Below are 23197 nucleotides of genomic sequence, written 5' to 3'. Positions count from 1 at the left end.
CAAGGCCTAAAGGGAAGTGGTGTAATTAAAGGCAGAATAAGCATGGCGCGAAATACGACAGTGCTGGAAGAGCGCGAAAAATCGAAAAGGATGGGGGCATTGCGCGGGTTGATCCCGTTCTTGATGCCATATCGCAGATTGGTGATCGGAGCGGTTCTGGCGCTGATTACAACGGCCTGTGTCTCGCTTGCGCTGCCGCTTGCGGTGCGGCGGGTGGTGGACGGGTTTTCATCGGAAAACGCGGGCCTGTTGGACCAGTATTTCGGCGCGGCCTTGGCGATTGCGGTGCTGTTGGCGCTGGGCACCGGCGCGCGGTATTATTTGGTGACACGTTTGGGTGAACGCGTGGTAGCCGATATTCGCAAAGCGCTGTTTGACAAGGTGATGGGGATGAGCCCCGCATTTTTCGAACGCCTGATGACGGGTGAGGTGCTGAGCCGCCTGACCACGGATACCACGCTGATTTTGTCGGTGATCGGGTCTTCGGTGTCGATTGCGTTGCGCAATTTGCTGCTGTTCCTTGGGGGGATGGTGGCGCTGCTGCTGACCTCGGCCAAGCTGACCGGGTTGGTTTTGTTGATCGTGCCGGGGGTGGTTATACCGATTATCGTGCTGGGGCGGCGTTTGCGCACCCTGAGCCGCGAAAACCAGGATTTGATCGCGAGCAGTTCGGGCAATGCATCCGAGGCGCTGCTGTCGGTGCAAACCGTGCAGGCCTTTACGCATGAGGCGCCGACGCGGGCGCGTTTTGCCGACTTGACCGAGCAATCCTATGCCTCGGCGCAAACGCGGATTGGCACACGGGCTGTTATGACCGTGATCGTGATTTTCCTGATTTTCACCGGCGTGGTTGGTGTTTTATGGATTGGCGCGCGCGATGTGCGGGCGGATGTGATGAGCGCGGGCGAGTTGATCCAGTTCCTGATTTATTCAGTCATGGTGGCGGGGGCGGTAGGGGCGCTGTCGGAAATATGGGGCGAATTGCAGCGGGCAGCGGGTGCGACCGAGCGGCTGGTCGAGCTGTTGGTCGCCGAAGATAGCGTGACGGACCCGGCCAAGCCGCTGGCGCTGCCCAGCCCTGTTCGCGGCGAAATCACGTTTGAGGATGTGCATTTCCAATACCCTGCACGGCCCGAGATTTCTGCCTTGGATGGGGTGGATTTGACAATATCTGCGGGCGAGACAGTGGCGCTTGTCGGGCCGTCTGGCGCAGGTAAGACCACGATTTTGCAGCTTATTTTGCGGTTCTATGACCCACAGAGTGGCCGCGTGTTGCTGGACGGTGTGAACTTGCAAGATATGGCGCGGGCCGAGTATCGCCAAGCGATCGCGCTTGTGCCGCAAGACCCGGTTATCTTTGGCGCAAGCGCGCGGGAAAACATCCGTTTCGGCCGGCCAGAGGCTAGCGATGCCGAGATTGAAGCCGCCGCCAAAGCCGCCGCCGCGCATGAGTTTCTGACCGCGCTGCCGCAAGGCTATGACACCTTTGTTGGTGAACGTGGGGTGATGCTGTCGGGCGGGCAAAAGCAGCGGATTGCGATTGCGCGGGCAATTTTGCGCGATGCGCCGGTGTTGTTGCTGGACGAGGCGACCAGTGCTTTGGACGCGGAATCGGAGCGCGCGGTGCAAGCGGCAGTGGACGAGCTGGCCAAAACCCGCACGACCATTGTGGTGGCGCACCGTTTGGCCACTGTGAAAAAGGCCGACCGGATTGTGGTGTTTGACGAAGGGCGGATTGTGGCCATGGGCACGCATGATGAACTGGTGGCCCAAGAGGGGCTGTATGCGCGGCTGGCACGGTTGCAATTTACCGACGGGCAGGCCTAGTGCCGGGGTTAGGGGGAAAGTTTCGGTATTTTCCCCCTGAATTGCACAAAATGCGTCATTGCGCCGTTAGCGTCATGCGCCATACTTGGCGGGGCTTGGGGCAAACCTGCCCCGCGAAAAAATGGAGTGTAAGATGGGTGTGTGGAGCTTTGTAAAAGACGCAGGCAAGTCGCTATTTGGAAGCAAGGCCGAAGCGGCCGAGGCACCGAAAGAGGACGTGCTGAAACAAGAGGTCAAGGACCTTGGTTTGGATGCGACCGGGCTGGACATCAAGGTTGACGAAGGTGGCAAGGTTGTCGTTTCGGGCAATGCTGTCAGCCAGGAAATGAAAGAAAAAGTCATTCTGGCCGTTGGCAACGTGGCCGGTGTTGGCGAAGTGCAAGATGATGTGCCCGATGCGGGGGCTGCGCCTGTATTTCACGAAGTTGCCAAAGGCGACACGCTGTCGGCGATTGCCAAGAAAACTTTGGGCAATGCCAACCGTTACCCGGAAATCTTTGAGGCAAACCGCCCGATGCTGACCCATCCGGACAAGATTTACCCCGGTCAAAAGCTGCGTATTCCTGCGAAGTAAAGCCTGCGGCAATGTTGGGAAAAGAGGCGCCTTGGGGTGCCTCTTTTGCATTTCAGGCTATGACGTTGCGTTTCCTATGGCCGTCTTTGCTTGCGACGCTGCCTGAAAAACAGCATTCTTTAACGAAAATGCCCCAAGCTGGAATTTGCGGGCGCAAGGGGAGGACTATGGATGAAAGCGTTTGTATCGATTGCAGACCGCGATACGATTGAGGCGGAAAAACGGTGGGAAGAACGCGATGTCGCGCGCTCGATCTATCAGTTTCTAAGCCAAACACGTGAGAAGCATGGCGATAAGAACGCGATCAGCTTTCAGCTGCAGTCGGGGCCTGCTGACAGTGCCGAAACGCTGACTTGGGCGCAGTATCATGGCTTGGTGACGCAGGCCGCAAACCTGTTTCGCAGCCTTGGCATCGGGCCAAGTGATGTGGTGGCCTTTGTGCTGCCCAATTGCATCGAGACTGCGGTAACGGTGCTGGGCGGGTCTGTCGCGGGGATTGTGAATCCGATCAACCCGCTGCTGGATGCCGATCAGATCAGCTCGATCTTGCGCGAGACCAAGGCCAAGGTTGTGGTGACGCTGAAGTCCTTTCCAAAGACCGAGGTGGCGCAGCGCGTGGCCGAAGCGGTGCGCCATGCGCCCGAGGTAAAGACGGTTCTGGAGATTGATCTAAAGCGCTATCTAAGTCCGCCGAAAAGCTGGATCGTGCCACTGGTGCGGCCGAAAAACCCTGTGGCGCATAATGCCAGAGTATTGAATTTCAACGCGGAACTGGCGCGTCAACCGGCGGACCGGCTGGTGTTTGAGGATGTGTTGGATGACCGCGTTGCTGCCTATTTCCACACCGGCGGGACAACGGGAATGCCCAAGGTTGCCCAGCACAAGGTGTCGGGGATGGTGTATAACGGCTGGTTGGGGTCACAGCTGATTTTTGACAAATCGGATGTGGTGATTTGCCCGCTGCCGATGTTTCATGTCTTTGCGATCTATCCGATTTTGATGTCGATGATCGGTAGCGGCGCGCATGTGGTGTTTCCAACCCCCGCCGGCTATCGCGGCGAGGGCGTGTTCGACAATTTCTGGAAATTGGTCGAGCGCTGGAAAATTACCTATATGATCACCGTGCCGACTGCGCTGTCGGCGCTGATGCAGCGGCCGATAGATGCCAATGTAAGCAGCCTGCGCGGGGCGTTTTCAGGCTCGGCGCCTTTGCCGCTGGAGCTGTACAAACGGTTTGAAAAGGCGACAGGGGTGCAGATTATCGAAGGCTACGGGCTGACGGAATGCACCTGCCTTGTGTCGTGTAACCCGCCGCAAGGGCAAAAGAAAATCGGCTCGGTCGGAATTCCGTTGCCCTATACCCATGTGCGGATTTTGCATCATGCCGACGGGGTGGCAACGGATTGTGGCGTAGACCAGGTGGGCGAGATTTGCGTATCTAACCCCGGTGTCTTTCCGGGATCGACCTATACGGAAACCGATAAAAACCACGATCTGTTTGCCGAAGGGATCTATCTGCGCACCGGCGATTTGGGGCGGATGGATGCGGATGGGTATTTGTTTATAACCGGCCGGGCAAAGGATCTGATTATCCGTGGTGGTCACAACATTGACCCTGCCGAAATTGAAGAGGCACTGGCGGGGCATGAGGCTGTGGCGATGGTGGGTGCGATTGGCCAGCCGGACGCGCATGCGGGTGAGATTCCTTGTGCCTATGTTGAGCTGGTGAAGGGGGCCGAGGTAACACAAGAGGAGCTGATGGCCTTTGCCCGCGCGCATATTCATGAGCGGGCGGCGGTGCCAAAGGTGATCGAGATTTTGCCTGAAATGCCGAAAACCGCTGTCGGCAAGGTGTTCAAACCCGATTTGCGGCGGCTTGCCATTACCCGCGTCTATAATGAGGCGCTGGCGGCGGCGGGGGTTCCGGTGCAGGTTGTCTCGGTCGTTGAGGACAAAAAACGCGGTTTGGTGGCGCATGTTTCGCGCGCCGAGGGCGTTGGAGAGATGGCTGTGATGGCGGTGCTGGGCCAGTTTGTCCGGCCTTGGGAATGGGCCGAAGAGGCGTAAGGGGCAGGGGGCATTCTGCCCCCTCTTTTCCTGACGGAAAATTCACCCCCTGAGGATATTTTTACCGAAAAGAAAGCACTAGCCGGCAGTGTCGAGCCAGATTGTCACGGGGCCAGCATTGGTGAGGCTTACATCCATATCGGCACCGAACTGGCCGTTGGCTGTTGTGATGCCGAGGTTTCGCATTTGCTCGGTGAAGTATTCGTAGAGGTGGCGACCTGTATCCGGGGCGGCGGCGGTGGAGAACCCGGGGCGGTTGCCGCGCGAGGTATCGGCCGCAAGGGTGAATTGGCTGACGATTAGGGCTGCACCATTGGTGTCTTTTAACGATAGATTCATTTTGCCGGCGCTATCCTTGAAGATGCGCAGTTTGGAGATTTTGGCGGCGAGGCTATCGGCCTCGGCCTCGGTATCGCCTTGCATTGCGCAAAGCAGGATAAGGAGGCCGGGGCCGATTTGGCCGATGGTTTCGCCATCTACCGAAACGGAGGCAGAGTGGACGCGTTGGAGCAGTGCTCTCACAGCTCATGCGTCCAGGGTGGGTTTGCGCCCGGGCGCGAAACGGTGATCGCAGCCGCGCGGTTGCCAAGCGAAAGTGCCGCATCAAGGGTGGCATCGGGCAAGGATTGCAGGGCAGTTTTGGTCAGGGCGTTTGCTGTGTTCAGGGCGGCGAGTGCGCCGGCGTTGAACGTGTCACCCGCGCCGACGGTATCGGCCACAGTGACCTTTTGACCTGCGACAAAGCGGTTTTGCGTGGCGGTGATAGCGCGCGCGCCCGAGGCGCCTTCGGTCAGAAAAACCAGTTTCGGGCCGCGTGCCAACAGGCCCCGCGCAAGGGCGGTCAGATCGCCCGCACCTTCGAGCCAGTGCAGATCTTCGTCGCTGATCTTGATGATATCGGCATTGGCGACCATCGCGTTGATGCGGGCGCGATAGGCGGCCTGATCGGTGATAAAGCCGGGGCGGATGTTGGGGTCGATCATGGTGACGCGGGTCGGGGCCTCGCGTGCCTGAAGGGCTGCATAGGCCGAGGCGGCGGGGTCGTTGACCAGAGAGATGCCGCCGAAGAACAGGGTCGAAATTTCGGCAGGCAGGGCTGGCAGATCGTCAATCGAGAGCAAGCGGCCGGCGGTGTTTTCATCATAGAATGCGTAGGTTGCCTGACCGTTGACAAGCTTTACAAACGCCAGAGTTGTCGGGCGGCCCGAGCGTGCGGCATAGGTTGTATCGACATTCGAAGCCGCGAGCGTATTGGTCAAGATCTCGCCAAAGAGATCGGTAGAAAGGCCCGAGAAAAAGCCGGTTTTCACCCCGAGGCGACCGGCGGCGATGGCTGTGTTGAACACTGCGCCGCCTGCATAGGGGGCGAAAGCCGCCTCGTCCGCAGTGGTTTGACGGGGTAGCATGTCGATCAGGGCTTCGCCGCAACAAAGGAGCATCACATCATTCCTGTATGAAAAGTTGTGGTAGTTTAGCAAACTGTCGATGTTAGCGCAAACATCTTTGTGGTTCAGGTGAAATAAGGTGCCAGATTCTTGCGCACACGGTCCAGCGGGGTGGCGCCAGAGGTGTCGGGGACAAAGGGCTGACCGGTAATCGCCTGATAGGCATCGATATAGACTTGGGCGGTGGCGACGATCATTTCGGGTGGGATTTCGGGGATGGGATCGGAATAGGGGTCGCAGCGGGCGGCAACCCAGGACCGGATGACATCCTTGTCGAACGAAGGCGGCCGGGTGCCATTTTCAAAGGCGGTCGCATAGCCATCGGCAAGCCAGTAGCGCGAGCTGTCGGGCGTGTGGATTTCATCGGCGAGAATGATCTGGCCTTTGGCATCCGTGCCGAATTCATATTTCGTATCAACAAGGATCAAGCCGCGCTTGGCCGCCATTTCCTGACCGCGCGCGAAAAGCGCAAGGGCGACGGCCGAGATGCGGTCCCATTGGGCCTGAGTCAGCAGCCCTTGTGACAGGATGTCGGCTGTGGTCAGCGGCTCATCATGGCCGCCGTCAAAGGCCTTGGATGTGGGGGTGATAATAGGGGTTGGCAAGGCCTGATTGTCGCGCAAACCATCGGGGAGCGTGTGGCCGTACATTTCGCGCTGGCCCTTTTTGTAAAGGGTCAGGATAGAGGTGCCCGTGGTGCCCGCAAGATAGCCGCGCACGACAATTTCGACCGGAAGGATGGTCAGCTTTTTGCCAATCACGACGTTTGGATCGGGATAGGCCAGCACATGGTTGGGGCAAATATCGGCGGTGTGATCAAACCAGAAACGGGCTGTCTGGGTCAGCACCTGGCCTTTGAACGGAATCGCCGCAAGGATACGGTCGAAGGCCGACACCCGGTCAGAGGAAATAAGGATGCGGCGGTCATCGGGCAGATCGTAACAATCGCGGACCTTGCCGAAATAGGGGTTCGGAAGCTCTGGGATATGGGCTTGATCGAGGATGCGGGTCAAATCGGTCATCAGGGCCTCCTATCGGTTGAGGCCCTTTTATGCGGGGTTGGGCGAGAGTCAATCTTTGCTGTGGCCAAGTGCGGTGCATTTTTTGTGGGGGTTTGGCGTGGGGGAAAGGATTGAGTGGATATTTGAACCGGAAAGAAAGCCGAAAGGCGGTTTTGGGTGTGGGGCGTTTTGCGCGTGATGTGAGGTTGGGTTCATGTATGCGCGCTTTGAAGCACGTCACTGGCCTGTCGTGATTGGCGTGTCAATTTTTGCGGCAAAGTCAAGAAGATGCTGGTTGATACTGCTGTGGCAGTGTGGCCGAGGGCCAAACCGGCCGAAGGGGGGCTCAATGCCGCCCTAGGCCGGTGCTGGGTTATTGATGTTGGTTGAGATAGACGATTGCGCCGACGACGATGGCGGCGACCACCACCGCAAAGGCGATTTTCCATGCGGAATAGGGGCGCTCGCCTTGGACCTTGCCAGTTTGGCCATTCACCACGAAACGGTAGGTTTTGCTGTTGTATTTATAGGCCGCCATCCAGATAGGCAGCAGGATATGTTTAAAGGTTTCCTGGCTGTGATCCGTGTCTATGTGGCTGATCCGTTGCTCATCGCCGCCAATGTCGCGGCGGACGTCCTGCGCGATCACTTGGGCCATTTTGTCATGTGCAATGCTGTTGCCGTCGCCAAGGCCAATCGTATAGCCCTCGGCGATAAAGCCTGCCAGGTAATCGGGGCGGTAGGGTTGTAGGGCGGTCAGATCCCATGGCTCTAGCCCTTCGGTATAGCCGCGCGGCAGGCTTTGCGAGGCCAGCACAAGGACGTCATCAAACTGGCGTGCCACTTGCCCCGAGGCGGGGTACCAGCGGGTTTTGCGCACCTGTTCCTGTCGGCGTTCGGTTTTGCCGTTGACCTGTACGTTAACGGTGCGGGTTTCATAATAATAGACCCCGCGCTGGCCGGAATAGGCCGATCGGGTGGCGGCATCAAAGGTCCAATAGGGCACGTAGATGCCCGAAAGTGCCCGGCCTTTGCGGGCATATTCGACCAGCCCGTTGGGCGCAAACCACAGCGCGCCCAGCCATTTGCCCATCGCATCGCGTGCCTTGCGTTCATCCAGCTGAAACGGGACCAGTGCCTGCGGTTTGATCTGGCGGTTGGTGCCGGTGCCGATGACCACAGGTGTTGCACAAAACGGACATTGAGCGGCATGTTGTGCGCCTGAAAACGCGACCAATGCACCACAATTCGGACATGGGGTGGTTTGTGGCGTTTCCATTGATGCTTGCGGCAGGTCATCACGCAGCCCACGCGCGAGGTCGAGTTCACCCAGTGCTGTGGTCATACCGCTTTGCGCCGCTTGCGGAATCTGTTGCACATTGCCGCAATGGTCGCAGACAAGCTCGGTCTGGCCCGGCGCAAAGCGCAGGTCGGCCCCGCAACTGTCGCAGGGCCAGCGGTGTTCTTGGTCGGCGCTCACGGTTTACGCCCCGGGTGGGGGTGGCGGCGGCGCCACGGTGAAAAGCTGGGCCAGTTCGGCAATCTCGCCCGCTGGTTTCCAGCCGTCCTGACCTGCCGTCCAGACCATCGTGTCACGGGCAAAGCTGCCTTCGGTGATCATGCGGCCAAGGTGGCTGCGCGAAAACGGGCCTGCTGTGGTGCCATTCTGGGCGGTGTGCCACAGTCTTTCCGGCGCTGGTGGTGGCGGTGGCGGAGGGGTTTGTGCGGCTGCGGCGGCAGGCATGGCGCCCCATGGCCCCATATTCTGCGGCGCCATTTGCTGGGCCAAGCCCATCCCCATGCCGGCGCCCATACCAGCCCCCATCGCGGCCCCCATGGCCGATCCGGGTTGCGCCAGTGCCTCGGCGGCGCTGAACTGGGTATAGCGGTTCAAGTCACCGACGATACCCATCGAGGTGCGTTTATCCAGTGCTTTTTCAACCTCTTGGGGCAACGAGATGTTTTCAATATAGAGCTCAGGCAGTGACAGCCCGTATTCGGCAATTTGCGGGTTGATCGCTGTGGCGACCAGCTTGCCCAGATCGGCGGTATTGGCCGCCATATCCAGCACCGGAATTTTTGAGGCCGCCAAAGCGCGGCTCATTTCCTGCAAAATCACGTTGCGGATTTGAAAGCTGATTTCATCTGCCGTGAATTCGCCATCGGTGCCAACGATTTCCTGCATGAATTTTGCAGGGTCGGTGACGCGCATCGAATAGGTGCCAAAGGCGCGGATGCGCACGGGGCCAAATTCGGGGTCGCGCGTCATGATCGGGTTTTTGGTGCCCCATTTCAGATCGTTAAAGCGGGTCGTATTGATGAAATAGATCTCGGATTTGAACGGGCTTTGAAAGCCGTGGTCCCAATGTTGCAGCGCTGTCATGATCGGCATGTTGTTGGTTTCCAACATGTACAAGCCGGGGCCAAAGACATCGGCCATCTGGCCTTCGTGAACAAAAACAGCGGCTTGGCCTTCGCGCACTGTCAGCTTGGCACCGTATTTGATTTCATTGCCTTGGCGTTCAAACCGCCAGACCATGGTATCGCGGGTGTCATCTGTCCAAGCGATGACGTCGATGAACTGGCCTTTGAGAAAGTCGAATACCATTTTCTGGACTCCTAGCTGTCGCCGCCGATAAGCTCTTGGGCGAGTTGGTCAATGATGGGGCGGGCCTGCGTGATCGACATGCCGGGTGACAGGCGTTTGTCATAAAGCATGCGCAGCATCAGCTCATCCATCGGGGTGAGTAGGGCAAATTCCTGATCGTCATTGTAAATCGAGGGCCGGGCCTGCGGGCTGTCATTGGGCAGGCCAAGGCCTTGGGTAATTTCTTCGTGCAGGCAAGATAAATGCAGTAAATCAGGGTGTTCGGCGCGGATTACGGCAAAGGCGCGCTCAATCAGGTTGGTGGAATCATCAATCGAATAGGTGACCTGGCAATAGGTCGATTCTGGCATGTTGATGATCGACTCCAGCTCTGGCCTGCCAATACTCGGGTCTGTGCTGCGAACGGTGGGGCCAATCGCCCGAAGCTCGTCAACGTTCAGAATCTGCAGGTGAAAGTTGATGCCGCTATCGGCCAGTTGAATCGAATGGCCGGTCAGCCGTGTTAACCGCGCCAGAAAAGATGCCACCCGCGCCCTTTCAATCGAGCGCAAATCCTGCGGCACTGAATCGCCAAAGGCGAGGCCCACGCGCACCGGTTTGTCCCAGCGGCGCAGGCGTTTTTCGGTCGCACGCGCCACCAGCGTTCCGGAAGAGCTGTCAAATTCATCAAAGAACGCGATGCGCACGAAGTTATTTGCCAACATGCGGGCATTAAAGGGCGCGTCTTTGGCCCCCGTATCGGTGCGCATCAAACCTTGCGACAACAGCTCGGCCTGCACACCCGCGTAGTATTTGCGCAGGTTTTCGCTTGCGGCCGAGGGTTTGGCCGCTGCTTGACCATCGGCCCCGCGTGGGGGCGGCGGCAAGGCGGCCCGCCCGGTGACGGGTGGGGTGTTTAAAACGCAGCCCGCCAAAAGCACGGCCGAGGCAGCAATCAGTAGTTTATGGGCAGTCCGGTGCTGAGTGTTTGGCGCGTGTGCCACCACGGAGGGCATAGCTGTGCTTTCTGTTGTCGACTTACGCTTTGACACCGATCGTATCGCCCAAACCATCCTTGCGGGCCTTGGCCGAGGCAAGGGTATCGCGCAGATCATGCTCCATCTTGACCAGATCCGCCTCGGCGGCGGCGCGTTTGGCTTTGCCCGCATCGGCAATGGCAAGGCTTTCGTTGATCGTGGCGATCAGCGTTGCGTTGGCCTTTTTCACCGCTTCGATATCAAACACGCCGCGTTCCATTTCGGTGCGCACGATACGGTTGGTTTGTTGCAAGTTTTCGGCGTTTGAGGTCAGCAGTTCATTGGTCAGATCATTGGCCGCGCGAATGCTCTCGGCAGCTTCGCGCGAGCGTTGAATGGTCACAGCCTGCGCCAGCTGCGTTTCCCACAATGGCACGGTGTTCACCAAGGTCGAGTTGATCTTGGTCACCAAGGATTTGTCGTTTTCCTGCACCAAACGGATTGAAGGCAAGGATTGCATCGTCACCTGACGGGTCAGTTTCAAGTCATGCACGCGGCGTTCAAGGTCATCACGTGCGGCGCGCAGATCGCGCAATTCCTGCGCTTTCATCACCTGTTTTTCTTCGGCAACGGCAGAAACCTCGGCCTCTTTTGCAGGGATGTCATTGGCATCAAGATCTTTGATCTTGGCCTCGCCTGCCGCAATGTAAAGTGCCAGTTCATCATAGAAAGTCAGGGTTTTATCATAAAGCACATCCAGCGATTTGATGTCTTTTAGCAGGGTATGCTCATGGCCCAGCAAGGTTTCGGTGATGTTGTCAATCTGGCCTTGGACGTTTTCGAATTTCGCCACGAAATTGGCAAAGGGGGCGGCGCGGCCCAGCAATCTTTCCCACCAAGTGCGTTTGCGGCGCACGTCAAGTTCGGAAACCGAAAAGCCGCGAATGGTGCTGACCATGTTGCGCAGGCTGTCACCCGCGGGGCCGACATCCTTGTTTTTAACATCGGCCAGCATCGCCTGCGAAATCACCTGCAATTCGGTTTGCGCGCTGGAACCGAATGAGATGATCGACTGGGTGTTGGTCATATCGATTTCCGCCATCCGCTTTTGGATTTCGGCGGCATGGGCCGGGGCGGCTGCGTCGAGCGTCACCAAATCGCGGCCCGGTTCGGGCAGCACAACTGCGGTAACGGCTTCGACCTCTGCCAAGGCGGCGGTGGCTTTTTGTTGGATGGTTTCGGCCATGGATACTCTCACTCTATTGCGCACAGGGTGCGATTAACGGTTTTCAAAGGCCAGACGTTCCCGCAAGACCTCTATTTCGACGTTCAGATCAGTGTGATTGTCAGACAAAAGTGCCGTCGTGCGGCTGGCGAAATTGGTTTCCAGATCGGTTAGCAAAGCGTCATAATCGGCACGCATCTTGGCATCGCGGTTCTGGGCATAGAGATCGACAAACTTGATGGTCGCCTCACGCGCGCCTTGCAGGTAGATGCCCAGATATTTTCGGGCCGCAGTCAGATCGCGCGGGTCGTTTTCAACGGTGCGAAACAGGGCGCGCGCGGTATCGGCAAAGTGATCGACGCGCCCTTCAAGCTGGCGGTCACGGGCGCGCAAGATCGCGTCTTTCATCGCTTTCAGATGGGCCTCGCCGGTATCAACGGCTTTGGCCACACGGTCGGTTTGAAAATCATCCAGCCCTTCGACGCCTTTGTTGGCCAGCGGGTCAAAGCCGAACGTGCCAAGGTGCAAAAAGGCGCCAAGCGTTGCCAAAGCAATGGCAATAAGGCTGCTTTGGCCCGACATAAGCGCGCCGCAGCCCAAGCCGAGGCCGATCAGCACAGCGCCGATGATTTTGCGCGGCAAAGCGGGGCGGCGGGCGATACTGCGGGCCTCATACGCCTCTTGGGCGAACAGGCCTTCGCGGGTAAGCCACGCCCCGAGCAGCATCAAGGCAGTGGTGACAAGACCCATTATCAGGGTGATCGGATCCTCGAAAAACGCTTTCCACAAGAACGGGACAGGAAGGAAAAACAGCAAGTTAGAGCGAAACCCCGCCTTGGTCGGGCGTTTGGTTTGAAAACCCTTATTGTCGGGGGTGGGGCCCGAGGGGCCACCAGTAGGGCTGAATTTGCCGCCAAAACGTTGTGCCATCAGATCGACCCCAAGCTGGCTACGTAAAACGTCAGCGCGACAAGCAGCAAAAAGGATAGCGTTTTCAACCCGTTTGAAGACATGTACAACCCCTTGTTGCAGGTTATCGCTGCGGCCCGCCAGTTGGCAAGCCGCTATGCGATCGACCCGTTTCACGCCTTAACTATATGGATAGCCAGTCGTTCATACCAGCCGCATATGCGGGGAATTGCAGAGTTTATTCCCCGCTAACACGTTTCATGGGCGACGATTCGCTGGTTTGCCGCTTTTGGTGGCAGGCTGGGCGGCATTGCGGGACGGGGCGGTGCGTTTGGCTACCGGTTTGGCGCGTATGGGCTTTTCGATGGTTTGCGCCTCTGCGACTGGTGTGCGGGGCTTGGTAAACCGTGCTTTGGCTGGGGCCGTGGTTTTGGCCGTGTCACCGGTTTTGGGGCCGCGATTTGTGCTGGGGGCCGCCATGGGTTTTGCGGCGGGTTTCGGGCCGGGTTTGGAAATGCGCGGACCTTTGGCGCGGGGCGCACGTGGCACAGGGGCGACGGCATCTTCGGGCAATTCGCGCTGGCCAAGCTGGTCGCGCAGCACGCGGCCTTTGACCTCGGTCACTTCGCCGGGGGTCAGCTCGCCCAGACGGAACGGGCCATAGCTGACGCGGATCAAACGGTTCACGGTCAAGTTGATCGCCATCATGGCGCGGCGGATTTCGCGGTTTTTACCTTCGCGCAGGCCCACGGTCAGCCAGGCATTGGCGCCTTGGATACGGTCGAGGACAACGATCATCGGCTGGAATTTTTCGCCCTCGACAGTGATGCCACGGCGCAGCGGTTCGAGATCGACATCGGTGGGGTTGCCATTCACGCGGACGCGGTATTTGCGCAGCCAACCGGTTGAGGGCAGTTCCAGCTTGCGTTTCAGCCCGCCGTCATTGGTCAGCAAAAGCAGCCCTTCGGAGTTGAGATCGAGGCGGCCGACGGACATGACGCGGGGCAGATCTTCGGGAAGGTGATCGAATATCGTGTCGCGGCCCTTTTCATCGCTGTTTGATGTGACGAGGCCGTCGGGTTTGTAATAGAGCCAGAGCCGCGCGGGTTCGGGCTGGCCGATGGGTTGGCCATCAACCGTGATGCGGTCGCTGGGCGTGACGTTGAGCGCGGGGCTGTCGATGATTTTGCCGTTCACGGCGACTTGGCCGAGTTCGATCATCCGCTCTGCTTCGCGGCGCGAGGCTACGCCGACGCGGGATAGAACTTTGGCGATGCGGTCGCCTGCTGGGGTGGTGGGTGTAGTCATTGGATCGGCCTTATATGGCGACGTCATCGCGACGTGGCAAAGCGCCGGGGGCTGTTAGCCCCCGGACCCCCAAAGGTATTTGGTCCAAGATGAAGGGGCAAGGGAGGGATTGAAATTAATTGAGGGGTGAGGCAAGGCTGGGCGATGGTTGGATTCACCTCATATATGGAGATCGCGCTGGAGGAGGCGCGGGCGGCGGGGCTGCGCGGCGAGGTGCCGGTCGGCGCCGTTCTGGTTGGGCCGCAAGGTGTGGTTGCGCGGGCCGGAAACAGGGTGCGGGAATTATGTGATCCGACCGCCCATGCCGAGGTTTTGGTGATCCGTGAGGCGTGCCGGTTTTTGGGTGCCGAGAGGTTGGGCGGGCATGATCTTTATGTGACGTTGGAGCCATGCCCGATGTGTGCCGCCGCGATTTCGGGGGCGCGGATCAGGCGGCTATATTATGGGGCGTCTGACCCGAAATCAGGGGGCGTTGAAGTGGGGGCGCGGGTGTTTTCGCACCCCCAGTGCCATCATGTGCCAGAGGTTTATGAAGGGATTTCGGCAGAGGAGTCGGGCGCGATGTTGCGGGCATTTTTTGCCGCGCGGCGGGATGTGTGAGGGCGATTTAGGCAGATGACCGCGCGCGGACGTCTTGGTAACTTTTTGAATTTAAATTGTTTTCATATTTTTGTTTACCAATTGTTAAGAGGTGTCATGCGCCGCGTTTGGGCTGTGTGGCAATCGGGCTAAGGTTGCGTTTGTTGGCAGTGTCGCTTGTGAAAATGTGCGACATGCCCAGATCTGTAGGGGCCGCAGCACGGCCTATAGCATGAGCGCAAATCGGGGGCTTGGCGCGCGCGGGGTAAAGCCGTGCCGCAGGTAATAGGCTTGTGCGTCTGTATTATCGGGGTGGGTGCCGACTGTCATATAGGTGCAGCCGAGGTCGCGGGCATAGGCTTGGGCCGCCAACAACAGCGCGCGGCCGGTACCGGTTTTGCGGTGCTCTGGCCATGTGAACAGGTGGTGCAAATCCATGCCCCGCTTACCAAATTGCAGTTGCGCAAGTGGCAGCAGGATGGCGTAGCCCGTTACGCTTTGGCCGGTTTCAGCCATAAGTGCGTGCATCCAAGGCAGGGGGCCAAAGAGGTCGCGGGCCAGCGTTTCGGCTGTGGCGGTGGCTGTGTCGCCGTGATGGGTGGCAAGTTGGGTGATGCCAACGAGCAATGCAGGAATATCGGAGGGCGCGGCGGGACGGGTTGTTATCATGTTTCGGCCTTACTCGGGTGCTAGGGGGGGGGCGGACCAGCAAGGCCGAATTTGTTGCCGCCCGGAGGGGTGCGGCATAGAAATCCTGCCGCGCTTTAGGGGGCGGCGCAGGCGGTCGCTTGTTGGTTAATGCGATGTTTCATGCGGTATTTGGTGCGGAGGCCACTGGAACTTGTCAAGAGCGGTCGCAGCCGAGAGGTGTTTAGCCTCTCGGCTGCGTGGTCACGTGGTCAGTGTTTCTACAGTGTGATCGGCTGCATCACTTGTGGTTCAATCACGTGCACGCCCGGCAGGCCGTCGATCAGCGCCTGTGCCGACTGTTCCAGAATCGGGAAGGTGCGGTAGTGGCAGGGGATGACGGTTTTGAAATTGAAATAGCGCTTGGCGGCATAGGCTGCGCGTTTCATATCCATCGTGTAATGCCCGCCTGCGCAGAGAATGCCGATATCGGGTTTGTGGTAATCGCCCATCCAATCCATATCGGCCATGATGTCGGTATCGCCTGACACATAGATTGTGTGGCCTTCGCCAGCGATCATGAAGCCTGCCTCGGCGCCTGCGGCGGCGGGGGCACCGCCTTTGAAATCGATGGTTGAGGAATGCGAGGCGTTGACCATGGTCACCTTGGCCCCGCCCAGATCAATGGTGCCGCCTTTGCCAAAGCCGATGGTTTGCGCGCCCTCAGCGCTGAGGATTTCGGACAGCTCGTGGATGCAAGCAATTGGGATACTTTGCTTTTTGGCGATGCCGAGTGCGTTGGCTGCGTGGTCGCCGTGGCCATGTGTCAGCAGGATATGGGTGGCGCCTGTGGTGGCGGCATCGTGTTGGGTGTCGGCAAGCATCGGGTTGCCGCTCAGCCAGGGGTCGATCAGCAGGGTGGCGTCTTCGATTTCCAGACGAAAGCTGGAGTGGCCGAGCCATGTGAGTTGCATGATGGTCTCCTTGGCGTTAGGTCGGGAGAGTTTGCGGCCTGCCGGTCAAGAGAGCAAGCCGCGTTTAGGTGTTAATGCGCGGGTTTGATAAAGGTGTCGTTGCGCAGATCGGCAAGGGCCTGACGAATTTCGTCTTTGGTGTTCATCACGATCGGGCCGTGCCACGCCACCGGTTCGCGGATCGGCGCACCCGAGATCAGCAGAAAGCGGACGCCCTGGTCGCCTGCCTGCACAGTCACCTCATCGCCCGAGCCGAACTGGACCAGCGTGCGATTGCCCGACATATCGCGGATATTGACCTCTTGGCCGCGGACCTCTTTTTCCAAGAGCACGCCGCGCGGGCGGCTGGCGTCACGGAAATTGCCTTTGCCATCAAAGATATAGGCGAAGGCAGAGTTGCGGGTGTCGATCTTGAAGGATTTTTTGAGACCCGCTGGCACGGAGATATCCAGATATTGCGGATCGGCGGCGATGCCATCGACGGGGCCGGTTTTGCCCCAGAAACTGCCCACAATCACGCGCACGGTGGTGCCGTCATCGTCGATGATTTCAGGGATGTCGGTGCTGCTGACATCCTGATAGCGCGGCTGGGTCATTTTCAGATGGGCCGGCAGATTGGCCCAGAGCTGAAAGCCGTGCATTTGCCCGGAGGTGTTACCATGCGGCATTTCCTGATGCAGGATGCCCGAGCCTGCGGTCATCCATTGCACGTCGCCTGCGCCCAAGCTGCCGCTGTTGCCGAGGCTGTCGGCGTGATCGACCGTGCCTGCCAGCACATAGGTGATGGTTTCAATGCCGCGATGCGGGTGCCACGGAAAGCCGCGCATATAGGCGTTCGGGTGTTCATTGCGAAAATCGTCGAACAACAGGAAGGGATCCATCTGATCAGGGTTATGAAAGCCAAAGGCGCGATGCAGGTGGACGCCTGCGCCTTCCATCGTTGCTTGGGCGAGGGTTTCGGATATGACGGGGCGAATGGACATTCTGGCCTCCTTTTTTTGGCGCTGTGTTGGATGGAAGGTAGGGCGCGGGCGGCGTTTCGGCAATTGCGCAGTGGTGCAGGTGGGATGTGCGCTTTGGCACTCTTTTGCCGTGGGGTGGCTGGTTATGGCCGTGCAACCTGCTATAGCGGGTATGAAAAATGCGGAGGACGAGCGGATGACAGAGCAAGTGGGTGAGGCCGAGCAGGTATTGGCGCGGCTGGATCCGTCGCAGCCCCGCCGGGTGATGGGCGTTGTGGTGCAGGTTGCGCTGGGCTGTGTGTTTGTCAGCCTTGCACTGGGTTTTCCGCGCGAGCAGATGTTGTTGCGGCTGATGTTGATGGCGCTGGGCGGTGCGGTGTTTTTAGGCACGTTTCTGACCTGGCGCGCCACGGCCACCGGTTTGGTTTTGACCACAAGCGGATTGCGTGAGGATGGCGGGCGGTTGCTGGCCGAGATTTCGAATGTCCGCGAGGTTTCGCGCGGGGCCTTTGCGCTGAAGCCGTCACACGGGTTTTCGCTGGTGTTGTATCAAGGCATGGGGTTTGCCTGGGTGCCGGGCCTGTGGTGGCGGATTGGCAAGCGTGTGGGTATCGGAGGTGTGACGCCATCGCAACCGGCGCGCTATATGGCCGAGGTGGTTTCGGCGTTGATCGCCATGCGCGGGCAACAAGGGGAATAGACTGAAACGCCTGCCGGTTCGGCAGGCGTTTCAGTTTTGCCTGCTGTCGAGCAGATCAGCAGGCAAAACTGACGTGGCAGAGCTTTGCCACAAAGCGTGGCCGCGTCACGATGAACTGTTCAAGTGTTGTCGGGTCAAGCCCGAAAGCGGCGGGGGGGGTGTAGCTGACCTCGACCTCTAGCAAAACGGCGCTGTCACCATCAGACATCAGAGGCAGGCGGTCGGTGATGGCTGCGAGGTTGGCGTTCGTCAGTGCGGTCATTTCATTGTTTGGTGAACGCGAGAAGATCACCTCATAACGGTTGTTCGGCTCGCTCCATTTATAGGATGTGACGCGGATTTTGCTGGATTGATCGGCATCGATCATGGTGTTCAGGGTTGTGCGCATACCGGCGAGATAGGCGTCATTGATGCCTGCCACATCTTGGTTGCGCGACAGCAAATCGGAAATCGTGTAGCTTGCTTTTTGGACAGTGTTAATGGCGCGATAGGCGTCCCAATAGACAAACAAACCTGTATAGGCCCAGACGAAAGCGGGAAGCAGCAAAAGCGCGTCGACAAGAAACGCGCCGTCTTCGTTGTGCAAGAAACGTCGAAAGGCCCGGGACAGGAATGACATTGCCGAATTCCTCATGGTTCGTTCACAAAGGCCGAGGTGGCGATCAGGCCATATCCACCTGACGGGTCTTTGGGCAGATTAAGGCCGATGCCGGTGGTCGGGAACATGGCATCCTGGGTCACGCAGACACGCACCATCATGATTTCATGCGCCGCCCCTGGGTTGTAGGTAACCGATGGGCTAAGTTTGTTTTCGCGATCAACGCAGCCTGCGTTGCGTGGTGGAAACGCCCATGTGGTTGTCGAGATCGGTTCAAGTGCAATGGTGATGTTATCTTCGCAATGCTGCAAAACGACGGCGCGCTCGCAAATCCGGGCTTTTAGAAACGCCGGAGTCGGGTCGGGGTATTCGCCCAGCCGCAAGTTGCGCATCACCATGTCAACAGACCGTTCCAGCATGATATAACGCGTCATCAACACGCCGGATTCAATCGAGGCAATAAAGATCGTCATAATCACCGGAATGCAGATCACGAATTCAATTGCGGCGGTGCCCTCTTCGCGTTTCAGCACCCGGAAAATATGGGTTTTGAACCGCGCCAGCAGCTTTAGCCTTATCAGCCTTGGACCCCGTGCTGGCAAAAGACCAACCCTTTTCAAGTTGAGTTGGGTCATTGCGTCAACCTCAACTGGCTAATGTTGTTGGCGATGGCACGAAAGGCACTGGAAATTTCCAAGCCGCTTGCATCAAAGTAATGGGCCGAAGAGGACGCGCAGTTGCGCACCTGCGTCCGGCCATTGGAAGGTGCCTCAAACCCGATGCCGTAAATCACGATGTTCTGGGACTTGGCGGCGGTACAGATTTGCTGCAGGCGCGTGTCTTTGTTGCTGTACACCGACGTCATGAACGTGTTGCGCCAGTTGTTATAGTTTTCATTCAATGCCAACGCATAGAAGTGGTAGGCAACGTAGGTAACCGAATACTCTTTCCAAACCTCTGGCCAGGTTAGGTTATTGTATTTGTTATCTTTGCCGCCACCATCGCGGTCAGTGTTCCATGAATTTGTGCGCGGCCACCACCAGTCCGAAGTGGTGTTCGGGCGGTCAAAGTAAACCGACACTCGGTCATTGGTTTTATGTACGAAAATGTTGGAATTGCCCGAGTTGTAGGGGTCGTTAATTTTATACTCGGTGGTGTTCTCGCCATCGGTCATTACAACCAGCACTTTTAACACGTCTTCTGTAACCGGATCCAGCGGGCGGTTGTTGAATTTGCTGGGAACTTTGCCGGCGGTTACAAGGTTCTTTATAACCGAATTGGCGTTGTGGTTCAGCAGATAGGCACCCCATTTAACCCCAACATCAATGGACGTGTTGCCGCCAACAACCAAATTTGTGATCGCAGCATGCAGATCGCTTTCACTATCTGTCGGCGGCGTTACGATGTTGCCGCTTTGCGGAGGGCAGTTGTACAGCATGTTGCTTGAACCCGAGGTGTAATTATACGGGTCGAAGTGGGCGTTTTGAACATACGCAGTTGTGGTAGACAGGTCATTTGTGGTGAAGGCTGAATCAGGCAGTTCGACACAAGCCGAGTAGGCGTGGTTATCGTTGACGTTAAACGAGTCCATCATCGATTTGCCAATATCGACCTGCGCGTTATAGGGCACGATAGAAATGGACACATGCCCCGCTTCGGCGGCAGCAAGAACAGTGGTTACGAATTCTTTTGCGGCCGGGCGCAGCTTGTTGATACGCGAACCGCCCATCGAACCGGAGATGTCGAGCACCATTGATACTTCGATGTTGGACACGCGTTGTTCCGCAACGGCGGCGGTATCTGCCTCAAGCTCGTCAACACCCATCATGTGCATGAAATAGGTATCCATCTTGGAACTGGCTGTGGCAGTTACGATGCGGTAGTTGTCGCCTTTGTCTACAAGCACGGAATCGAGTTTGTCGGCCATGCCGGCCTTGGCGAAATAATCGGTCACAACAGATTCGCCGGTCAGTTTCTGGTTCATTGCGGCAGCCGCCAGAACCGAACGATCAAGCGTTTGCTGCAACTGGGTGCGGCGCTGTTCATAGCGCATAAGGTCGATCGCCAGACCGCCCATCATCGCCATAATCAGAAACATCATCAAGCCGAGCACCAGCAGAGACCCGTCTTCGCCTTTGGCAAAGCAAAGGACGGACGGCCTGCGCGTAGACGCCAGGCAGTCTTTGCCGCGCGACGGACGATTGTTTTTCGCCTGCCGCTTGAACTCGGTTGTCATTGTTGTACCCTTTATACCAATTACCCAGTCTGCCTTGGCAAAACGCGCCACAAGGAGATTGTCCGGGCATTACACACCTTTTTCCCATCCCCCAATTGACCAGCCATATCTGGCAAAAATGTGGCTTTTTTGGCGCGAAAAGTGGAACATTTGACAGCGATGGAAACGCTGAACCGCGTTTAGGGGGATTGTTCGCAAGGCCGCGACAAATGCTGATTGTCGCAATGCGTCTGCGGTCGAAATCTGTGCGGATGGTGAACAGAATGGGCCAAAATCAAGGCAACCGAATCGGGGAAACTGGCAGAAAAGCCTGCGGATAGGCGATTTTGTTGCGTTCGGAATTGGCCTAGGGGCGGGCTTGCGTCGAATTTCCTTTTCTGCAGAAAAAGTTTTTATTCTGGTGAAATTTTAGGCGCAGCAGGCTAGCGTAGCAAAAGCAAACCACCCAATGCTTGGGGGTAAGAGGGAGATTTATATGCACATTACTGGTGAGCCGAGCTTTCGCGACTCTGTTGATCTTATGTTCAATCGGGCGACTTCGCTGATGGATCTGAGCCCCGGTCTGGAGCAAAAGATCAAGGTGTGCAACTCTACCTATACGGTACGGTTTGGTGTGCGACTTCGTGGCAAAATTGAGACGTTCACGGGTTACCGTTCCGTGCATTCCGAGCATATGGAACCGGTCAAGGGCGGCATACGTTATGCGCTGTCGGTGAACCAGAACGAGGTCGAGGCGCTGGCGGCGTTGATGACCTATAAATGCGCACTTGTTGAGACGCCGTTTGGCGGGTCAAAGGGCGGGCTGTGCATCGACCCCCGCGCGTGGGAGCCGCATGAGCTGGAATCGATCACGCGCCGGTTTGCCTATGAGCTGATTAAACGCGATCTGATCAACCCTGCGCAAAACGTACCGGCCCCCGATATGGGCACAGGCGAGCGTGAGATGGCATGGATTGCCGATCAATACGCGCGGATGAACACGGCCGATATTAACGCCAAGGCCTGTGTGACCGGCAAACCGCCCCATGCGGGCGGTATTCAGGGCCGGGTTGAGGCGACAGGCCGCGGGGTGCAATACGCGCTGCACGAGTTTTTCCGCTATGAGGAAGACAAGAAGATGGCCGGCCTTTCGGGCGGTTTGGATGGTAAAAAGGTGATCGTGCAGGGGCTTGGCAATGTGGGTTATCATGCCGCCAAGTTCCTGACCGAAGAGGACGGCGCGATTGTAACCGCCGTAATCGAATGGGACGGCGCGATTGTGAATGATGACGGCATCAATATCGAAGATCTGCGCCAGTGGATCACCAAACACGGGTCAATCAAAGGCTATCCGCAGGGGGCATATGTGGCCGAAGGCGCCGTGGTGCTGGAAAAGGAATGCGACATTCTGATTCCGGCGGCATTGGAAGGGGTTATCAACCTGAACAACGCCGACCGGATCAAGGCGAACCTGATCATCGAGGCGGCCAATGGCCCGATCACCTTTGGCGCGGATGAGATTTTGCGCAAGAAAGGCGTGGTGATTATTCCCGATATGTATGCCAACGCAGGCGGTGTGACGGTTTCGTATTTCGAATGGGTCAAGAACCTGTCGCATATCCGCTTTGGCCGGATGCAGCGCCGGGCCGAGGAAGCGCGGCATATCCTGCTGGTGAACGAGCTGGAAAAACTGTCGGCGGACAAAGGGCTTGGCTGGACGATGTCGCCCAATTTCAAGGAGAAATACCTGAGGGGCGCGGGCGAGTTGGAGCTGGTGCGCTCGGGGTTGGATGACACGATGCGCACGGCCTATCAGGCGATGCGTGAGGTGTGGCACGGGCGCGGGGATGTCGAAGATCTGCGCGTTGCGGCCTATATTGTGTCGATCAGCCGTGTGGCGGCGACCTATCAATCAAAAGGTCTGTAAAGGTTTGATAATGACAAAAGGGGCCGGTAGTCGCGGCCCCTTTTGCGTGGTTTTGGTTCGATTGCTTCAAGCGGCGGTAAAGTTCAACGCCAACCCGTTGAGGCAGTGGCGCTTGCCCGTGGGTTTTGGCCCGTCGTTGAACACATGGCCCAAATGCCCGCCACAGCGGCGGCAATGCACCTCGGTACGTTTGGAAAACAATGTGTTGTCTTCTTTGGTGCCAACATTGCCCTTGATGGCATCATAAAAGCTGGGCCAACCGGTGCCGCTGTCGTATTTCGTTTCCGAACTGTACACCGGCAAGTCACAACCCGCACAGGTATAGGTGCCGCTGCGCGCCTCTTTCAGCAGGGGCGAGGATTCGCCTTTCAGGCTGTTGGAAAACGGTTTTTCAGTTGCCTCTTGCCGCAGAACGGCGAAACGTGCGGGTGACAGCCGCTTTTTCCATTCGGCATCCGAAAGGGTTATTTCAAACTCGGCGGCCAAGGCGGGTAGGGCGGTTGCGCCTGCGGCGGCAAGTGTTGTTGTGATGAAGATACGGCGTGTCAGCATGGGGTTCTCCTTTATTCCTGCTGAATATACGGCAGAATGGGGCCAAGAGTTTCATCACAATGCTGATAGGGCGGCGTGATGGATGGCTGCGACATCTACTGTCGCGGATGTGCTTGTCTTTGTGGCGAAAGGCGGGTTCTCTG

Annotated in this window: 22 protein-coding genes; 6 read left to right on the top strand and 16 right to left on the bottom strand. The window is 57.8% G+C overall.

What is annotated here, in order from left to right:
• Positions 1-42 precede the first annotated feature (42 nt).
• The 3 genes from AKU79_RS06835 (at position 43) to AKU79_RS06825 (ending at position 4468) form a co-directional block, all read left to right on the top strand.
• Complete coding sequence (locus AKU79_RS06835; RefSeq protein WP_050522845.1) at positions 43-1827, top strand: ABC transporter transmembrane domain-containing protein; 1785 nt, start codon at positions 43-45, stop codon at positions 1825-1827.
• Between the two features lie 133 nt (positions 1828-1960).
• Positions 1961-2401 (top strand): peptidoglycan-binding protein LysM, encoded by a 441-nt coding sequence (lysM, locus tag AKU79_RS06830; protein ID WP_050522844.1) that lies wholly within the window; start codon positions 1961-1963, stop codon positions 2399-2401.
• Positions 2402-2572: 171 nt separating this feature from the next.
• Positions 2573-4468 (top strand): acyl-CoA synthetase, encoded by a 1896-nt coding sequence (locus AKU79_RS06825; protein WP_050522843.1) that lies wholly within the window; start codon positions 2573-2575, stop codon positions 4466-4468.
• A 78-nt stretch (positions 4469-4546) separates the two neighbouring features.
• Here the strand turns inward: AKU79_RS06825 and dtd are convergent, their stop codons facing one another.
• The 9 genes from dtd to AKU79_RS06780 all read right to left on the bottom strand — a co-directional run bounded on the left by dtd (position 4547) and on the right by AKU79_RS06780 (position 13947).
• Entirely contained in the window at positions 4547-4990 is a 444-nt protein-coding gene (gene dtd / locus AKU79_RS06820) for a D-aminoacyl-tRNA deacylase (RefSeq protein ID WP_050522842.1), read from the bottom strand.
• The gene (locus tag AKU79_RS06815) at positions 4987-5907 is read right to left on the bottom strand and encodes a carbohydrate kinase family protein (protein WP_050522841.1); all 921 of its coding nucleotides are present in this window, start codon (positions 5905-5907) and stop codon (positions 4987-4989) included. The genes dtd and AKU79_RS06815 overlap by 4 nt, the downstream gene beginning before the upstream one ends.
• Positions 5908-5978: 71 nt before the next feature.
• Positions 5979-6935, bottom strand: coding sequence for a phosphoribosylaminoimidazolesuccinocarboxamide synthase (locus AKU79_RS06810; protein ID WP_050522840.1), 957 nt, complete (start codon positions 6933-6935; stop codon positions 5979-5981).
• Between the two features lie 352 nt (positions 6936-7287).
• On the bottom strand, positions 7288-8394 hold the full coding sequence (locus AKU79_RS06805) for a primosomal protein N' (replication factor Y) - superfamily II helicase (RefSeq protein ID WP_050522839.1): 1107 nt from the start codon (positions 8392-8394) through the stop codon (positions 7288-7290).
• Positions 8395-8397: 3 nt separating this feature from the next.
• Positions 8398-9522, bottom strand: coding sequence for an SPFH domain-containing protein (locus AKU79_RS06800; RefSeq protein WP_050522838.1), 1125 nt, complete (start codon positions 9520-9522; stop codon positions 8398-8400).
• Positions 9523-9533: 11 nt separating this feature from the next.
• On the bottom strand, positions 9534-10505 hold the full coding sequence (locus AKU79_RS06795; RefSeq protein ID WP_231580113.1) for a DUF2927 domain-containing protein: 972 nt from the start codon (positions 10503-10505) through the stop codon (positions 9534-9536).
• A gap of 34 nt (positions 10506-10539) precedes the next feature.
• The gene (locus tag AKU79_RS06790) at positions 10540-11724 is read right to left on the bottom strand and encodes a toxic anion resistance protein (RefSeq protein ID WP_050522836.1); all 1185 of its coding nucleotides are present in this window, start codon (positions 11722-11724) and stop codon (positions 10540-10542) included.
• A 33-nt stretch (positions 11725-11757) separates the two neighbouring features.
• Positions 11758-12633, bottom strand: a complete 876-nt coding sequence (locus tag AKU79_RS06785) for a 5-bromo-4-chloroindolyl phosphate hydrolysis family protein (protein ID WP_050523072.1) — start codon at positions 12631-12633, stop codon at positions 11758-11760.
• A 237-nt stretch (positions 12634-12870) separates the two neighbouring features.
• On the bottom strand, positions 12871-13947 hold the full coding sequence (locus AKU79_RS06780; protein ID WP_082223959.1) for a pseudouridine synthase: 1077 nt from the start codon (positions 13945-13947) through the stop codon (positions 12871-12873).
• A 117-nt stretch (positions 13948-14064) separates the two neighbouring features.
• On the opposite strand from AKU79_RS06780, the gene AKU79_RS06775 reads away from it, so the two are divergent.
• On the top strand, positions 14065-14520 hold the full coding sequence (locus tag AKU79_RS06775) for a nucleoside deaminase (RefSeq protein WP_050522835.1): 456 nt from the start codon (positions 14065-14067) through the stop codon (positions 14518-14520).
• A 204-nt stretch (positions 14521-14724) separates the two neighbouring features.
• On the opposite strand, the gene AKU79_RS06770 is transcribed toward AKU79_RS06775, so the two are convergent.
• The 3 genes from AKU79_RS06770 to AKU79_RS06760 all read right to left on the bottom strand — a co-directional run bounded on the left by AKU79_RS06770 (position 14725) and on the right by AKU79_RS06760 (position 17083).
• Positions 14725-15168, bottom strand: coding sequence for a GNAT family N-acetyltransferase (locus tag AKU79_RS06770; RefSeq protein WP_050522834.1), 444 nt, complete (start codon positions 15166-15168; stop codon positions 14725-14727).
• A gap of 239 nt (positions 15169-15407) precedes the next feature.
• A complete protein-coding gene (locus AKU79_RS06765) occupies positions 15408-16100 on the bottom strand; it encodes a metal-dependent hydrolase (protein ID WP_050522833.1) in 693 nt (230 codons plus the stop codon).
• A 71-nt stretch (positions 16101-16171) separates the two neighbouring features.
• The gene (locus tag AKU79_RS06760; protein ID WP_050522832.1) at positions 16172-17083 is read right to left on the bottom strand and encodes a pirin family protein; all 912 of its coding nucleotides are present in this window, start codon (positions 17081-17083) and stop codon (positions 16172-16174) included.
• Between the two features lie 175 nt (positions 17084-17258).
• Here AKU79_RS06760 and AKU79_RS06755 point away from each other — a divergent pair, with 175 nt between their 5' ends.
• The gene (locus tag AKU79_RS06755; RefSeq protein ID WP_156209535.1) at positions 17259-17762 is read left to right on the top strand and encodes a hypothetical protein; all 504 of its coding nucleotides are present in this window, start codon (positions 17259-17261) and stop codon (positions 17760-17762) included.
• A 55-nt stretch (positions 17763-17817) separates the two neighbouring features.
• Here the strand turns inward: AKU79_RS06755 and AKU79_RS06750 are convergent, their stop codons facing one another.
• Genes AKU79_RS06750 through AKU79_RS06740 form a run of 3 tightly spaced genes read right to left on the bottom strand, consistent with a single transcriptional unit; the run spans position 17818 to position 20596 of the window.
• Positions 17818-18381: a TadE/TadG family type IV pilus assembly protein gene (locus tag AKU79_RS06750; protein WP_156209533.1), complete on the bottom strand. Its 564-nt coding sequence runs from the start codon at positions 18379-18381 to the stop codon at positions 17818-17820.
• A gap of 11 nt (positions 18382-18392) precedes the next feature.
• A complete protein-coding gene (locus AKU79_RS06745) occupies positions 18393-18995 on the bottom strand; it encodes a TadE/TadG family type IV pilus assembly protein (protein WP_156209530.1) in 603 nt (200 codons plus the stop codon).
• Positions 18992-20596: a VWA domain-containing protein gene (locus AKU79_RS06740; protein WP_156209528.1), complete on the bottom strand. Its 1605-nt coding sequence runs from the start codon at positions 20594-20596 to the stop codon at positions 18992-18994. Before AKU79_RS06740 ends, AKU79_RS06745 begins: the two co-directional genes overlap by 4 nt.
• 475 nt (positions 20597-21071) lie before the next feature.
• Between AKU79_RS06740 and AKU79_RS06735 the strand changes: the two genes are divergently transcribed.
• Complete coding sequence (locus tag AKU79_RS06735; protein ID WP_050522828.1) at positions 21072-22502, top strand: Glu/Leu/Phe/Val family dehydrogenase; 1431 nt, start codon at positions 21072-21074, stop codon at positions 22500-22502.
• A gap of 66 nt (positions 22503-22568) precedes the next feature.
• Here AKU79_RS06735 and msrB read toward each other — a convergent pair whose 3' ends face one another.
• The gene (gene msrB, locus AKU79_RS06730; RefSeq protein WP_408002838.1) at positions 22569-23051 is read right to left on the bottom strand and encodes a peptide-methionine (R)-S-oxide reductase MsrB; all 483 of its coding nucleotides are present in this window, start codon (positions 23049-23051) and stop codon (positions 22569-22571) included.
• Positions 23052-23197: the final 146 nt, after the last annotated feature.

Source organism: Pseudorhodobacter wandonensis, assembly GCF_001202035.1.
Classification (GTDB): Bacteria; Pseudomonadota; Alphaproteobacteria; order Rhodobacterales; family Rhodobacteraceae; genus Pseudorhodobacter; species Pseudorhodobacter wandonensis.
This window is presented reverse-complemented; position numbering and strand designations above follow the sequence as displayed.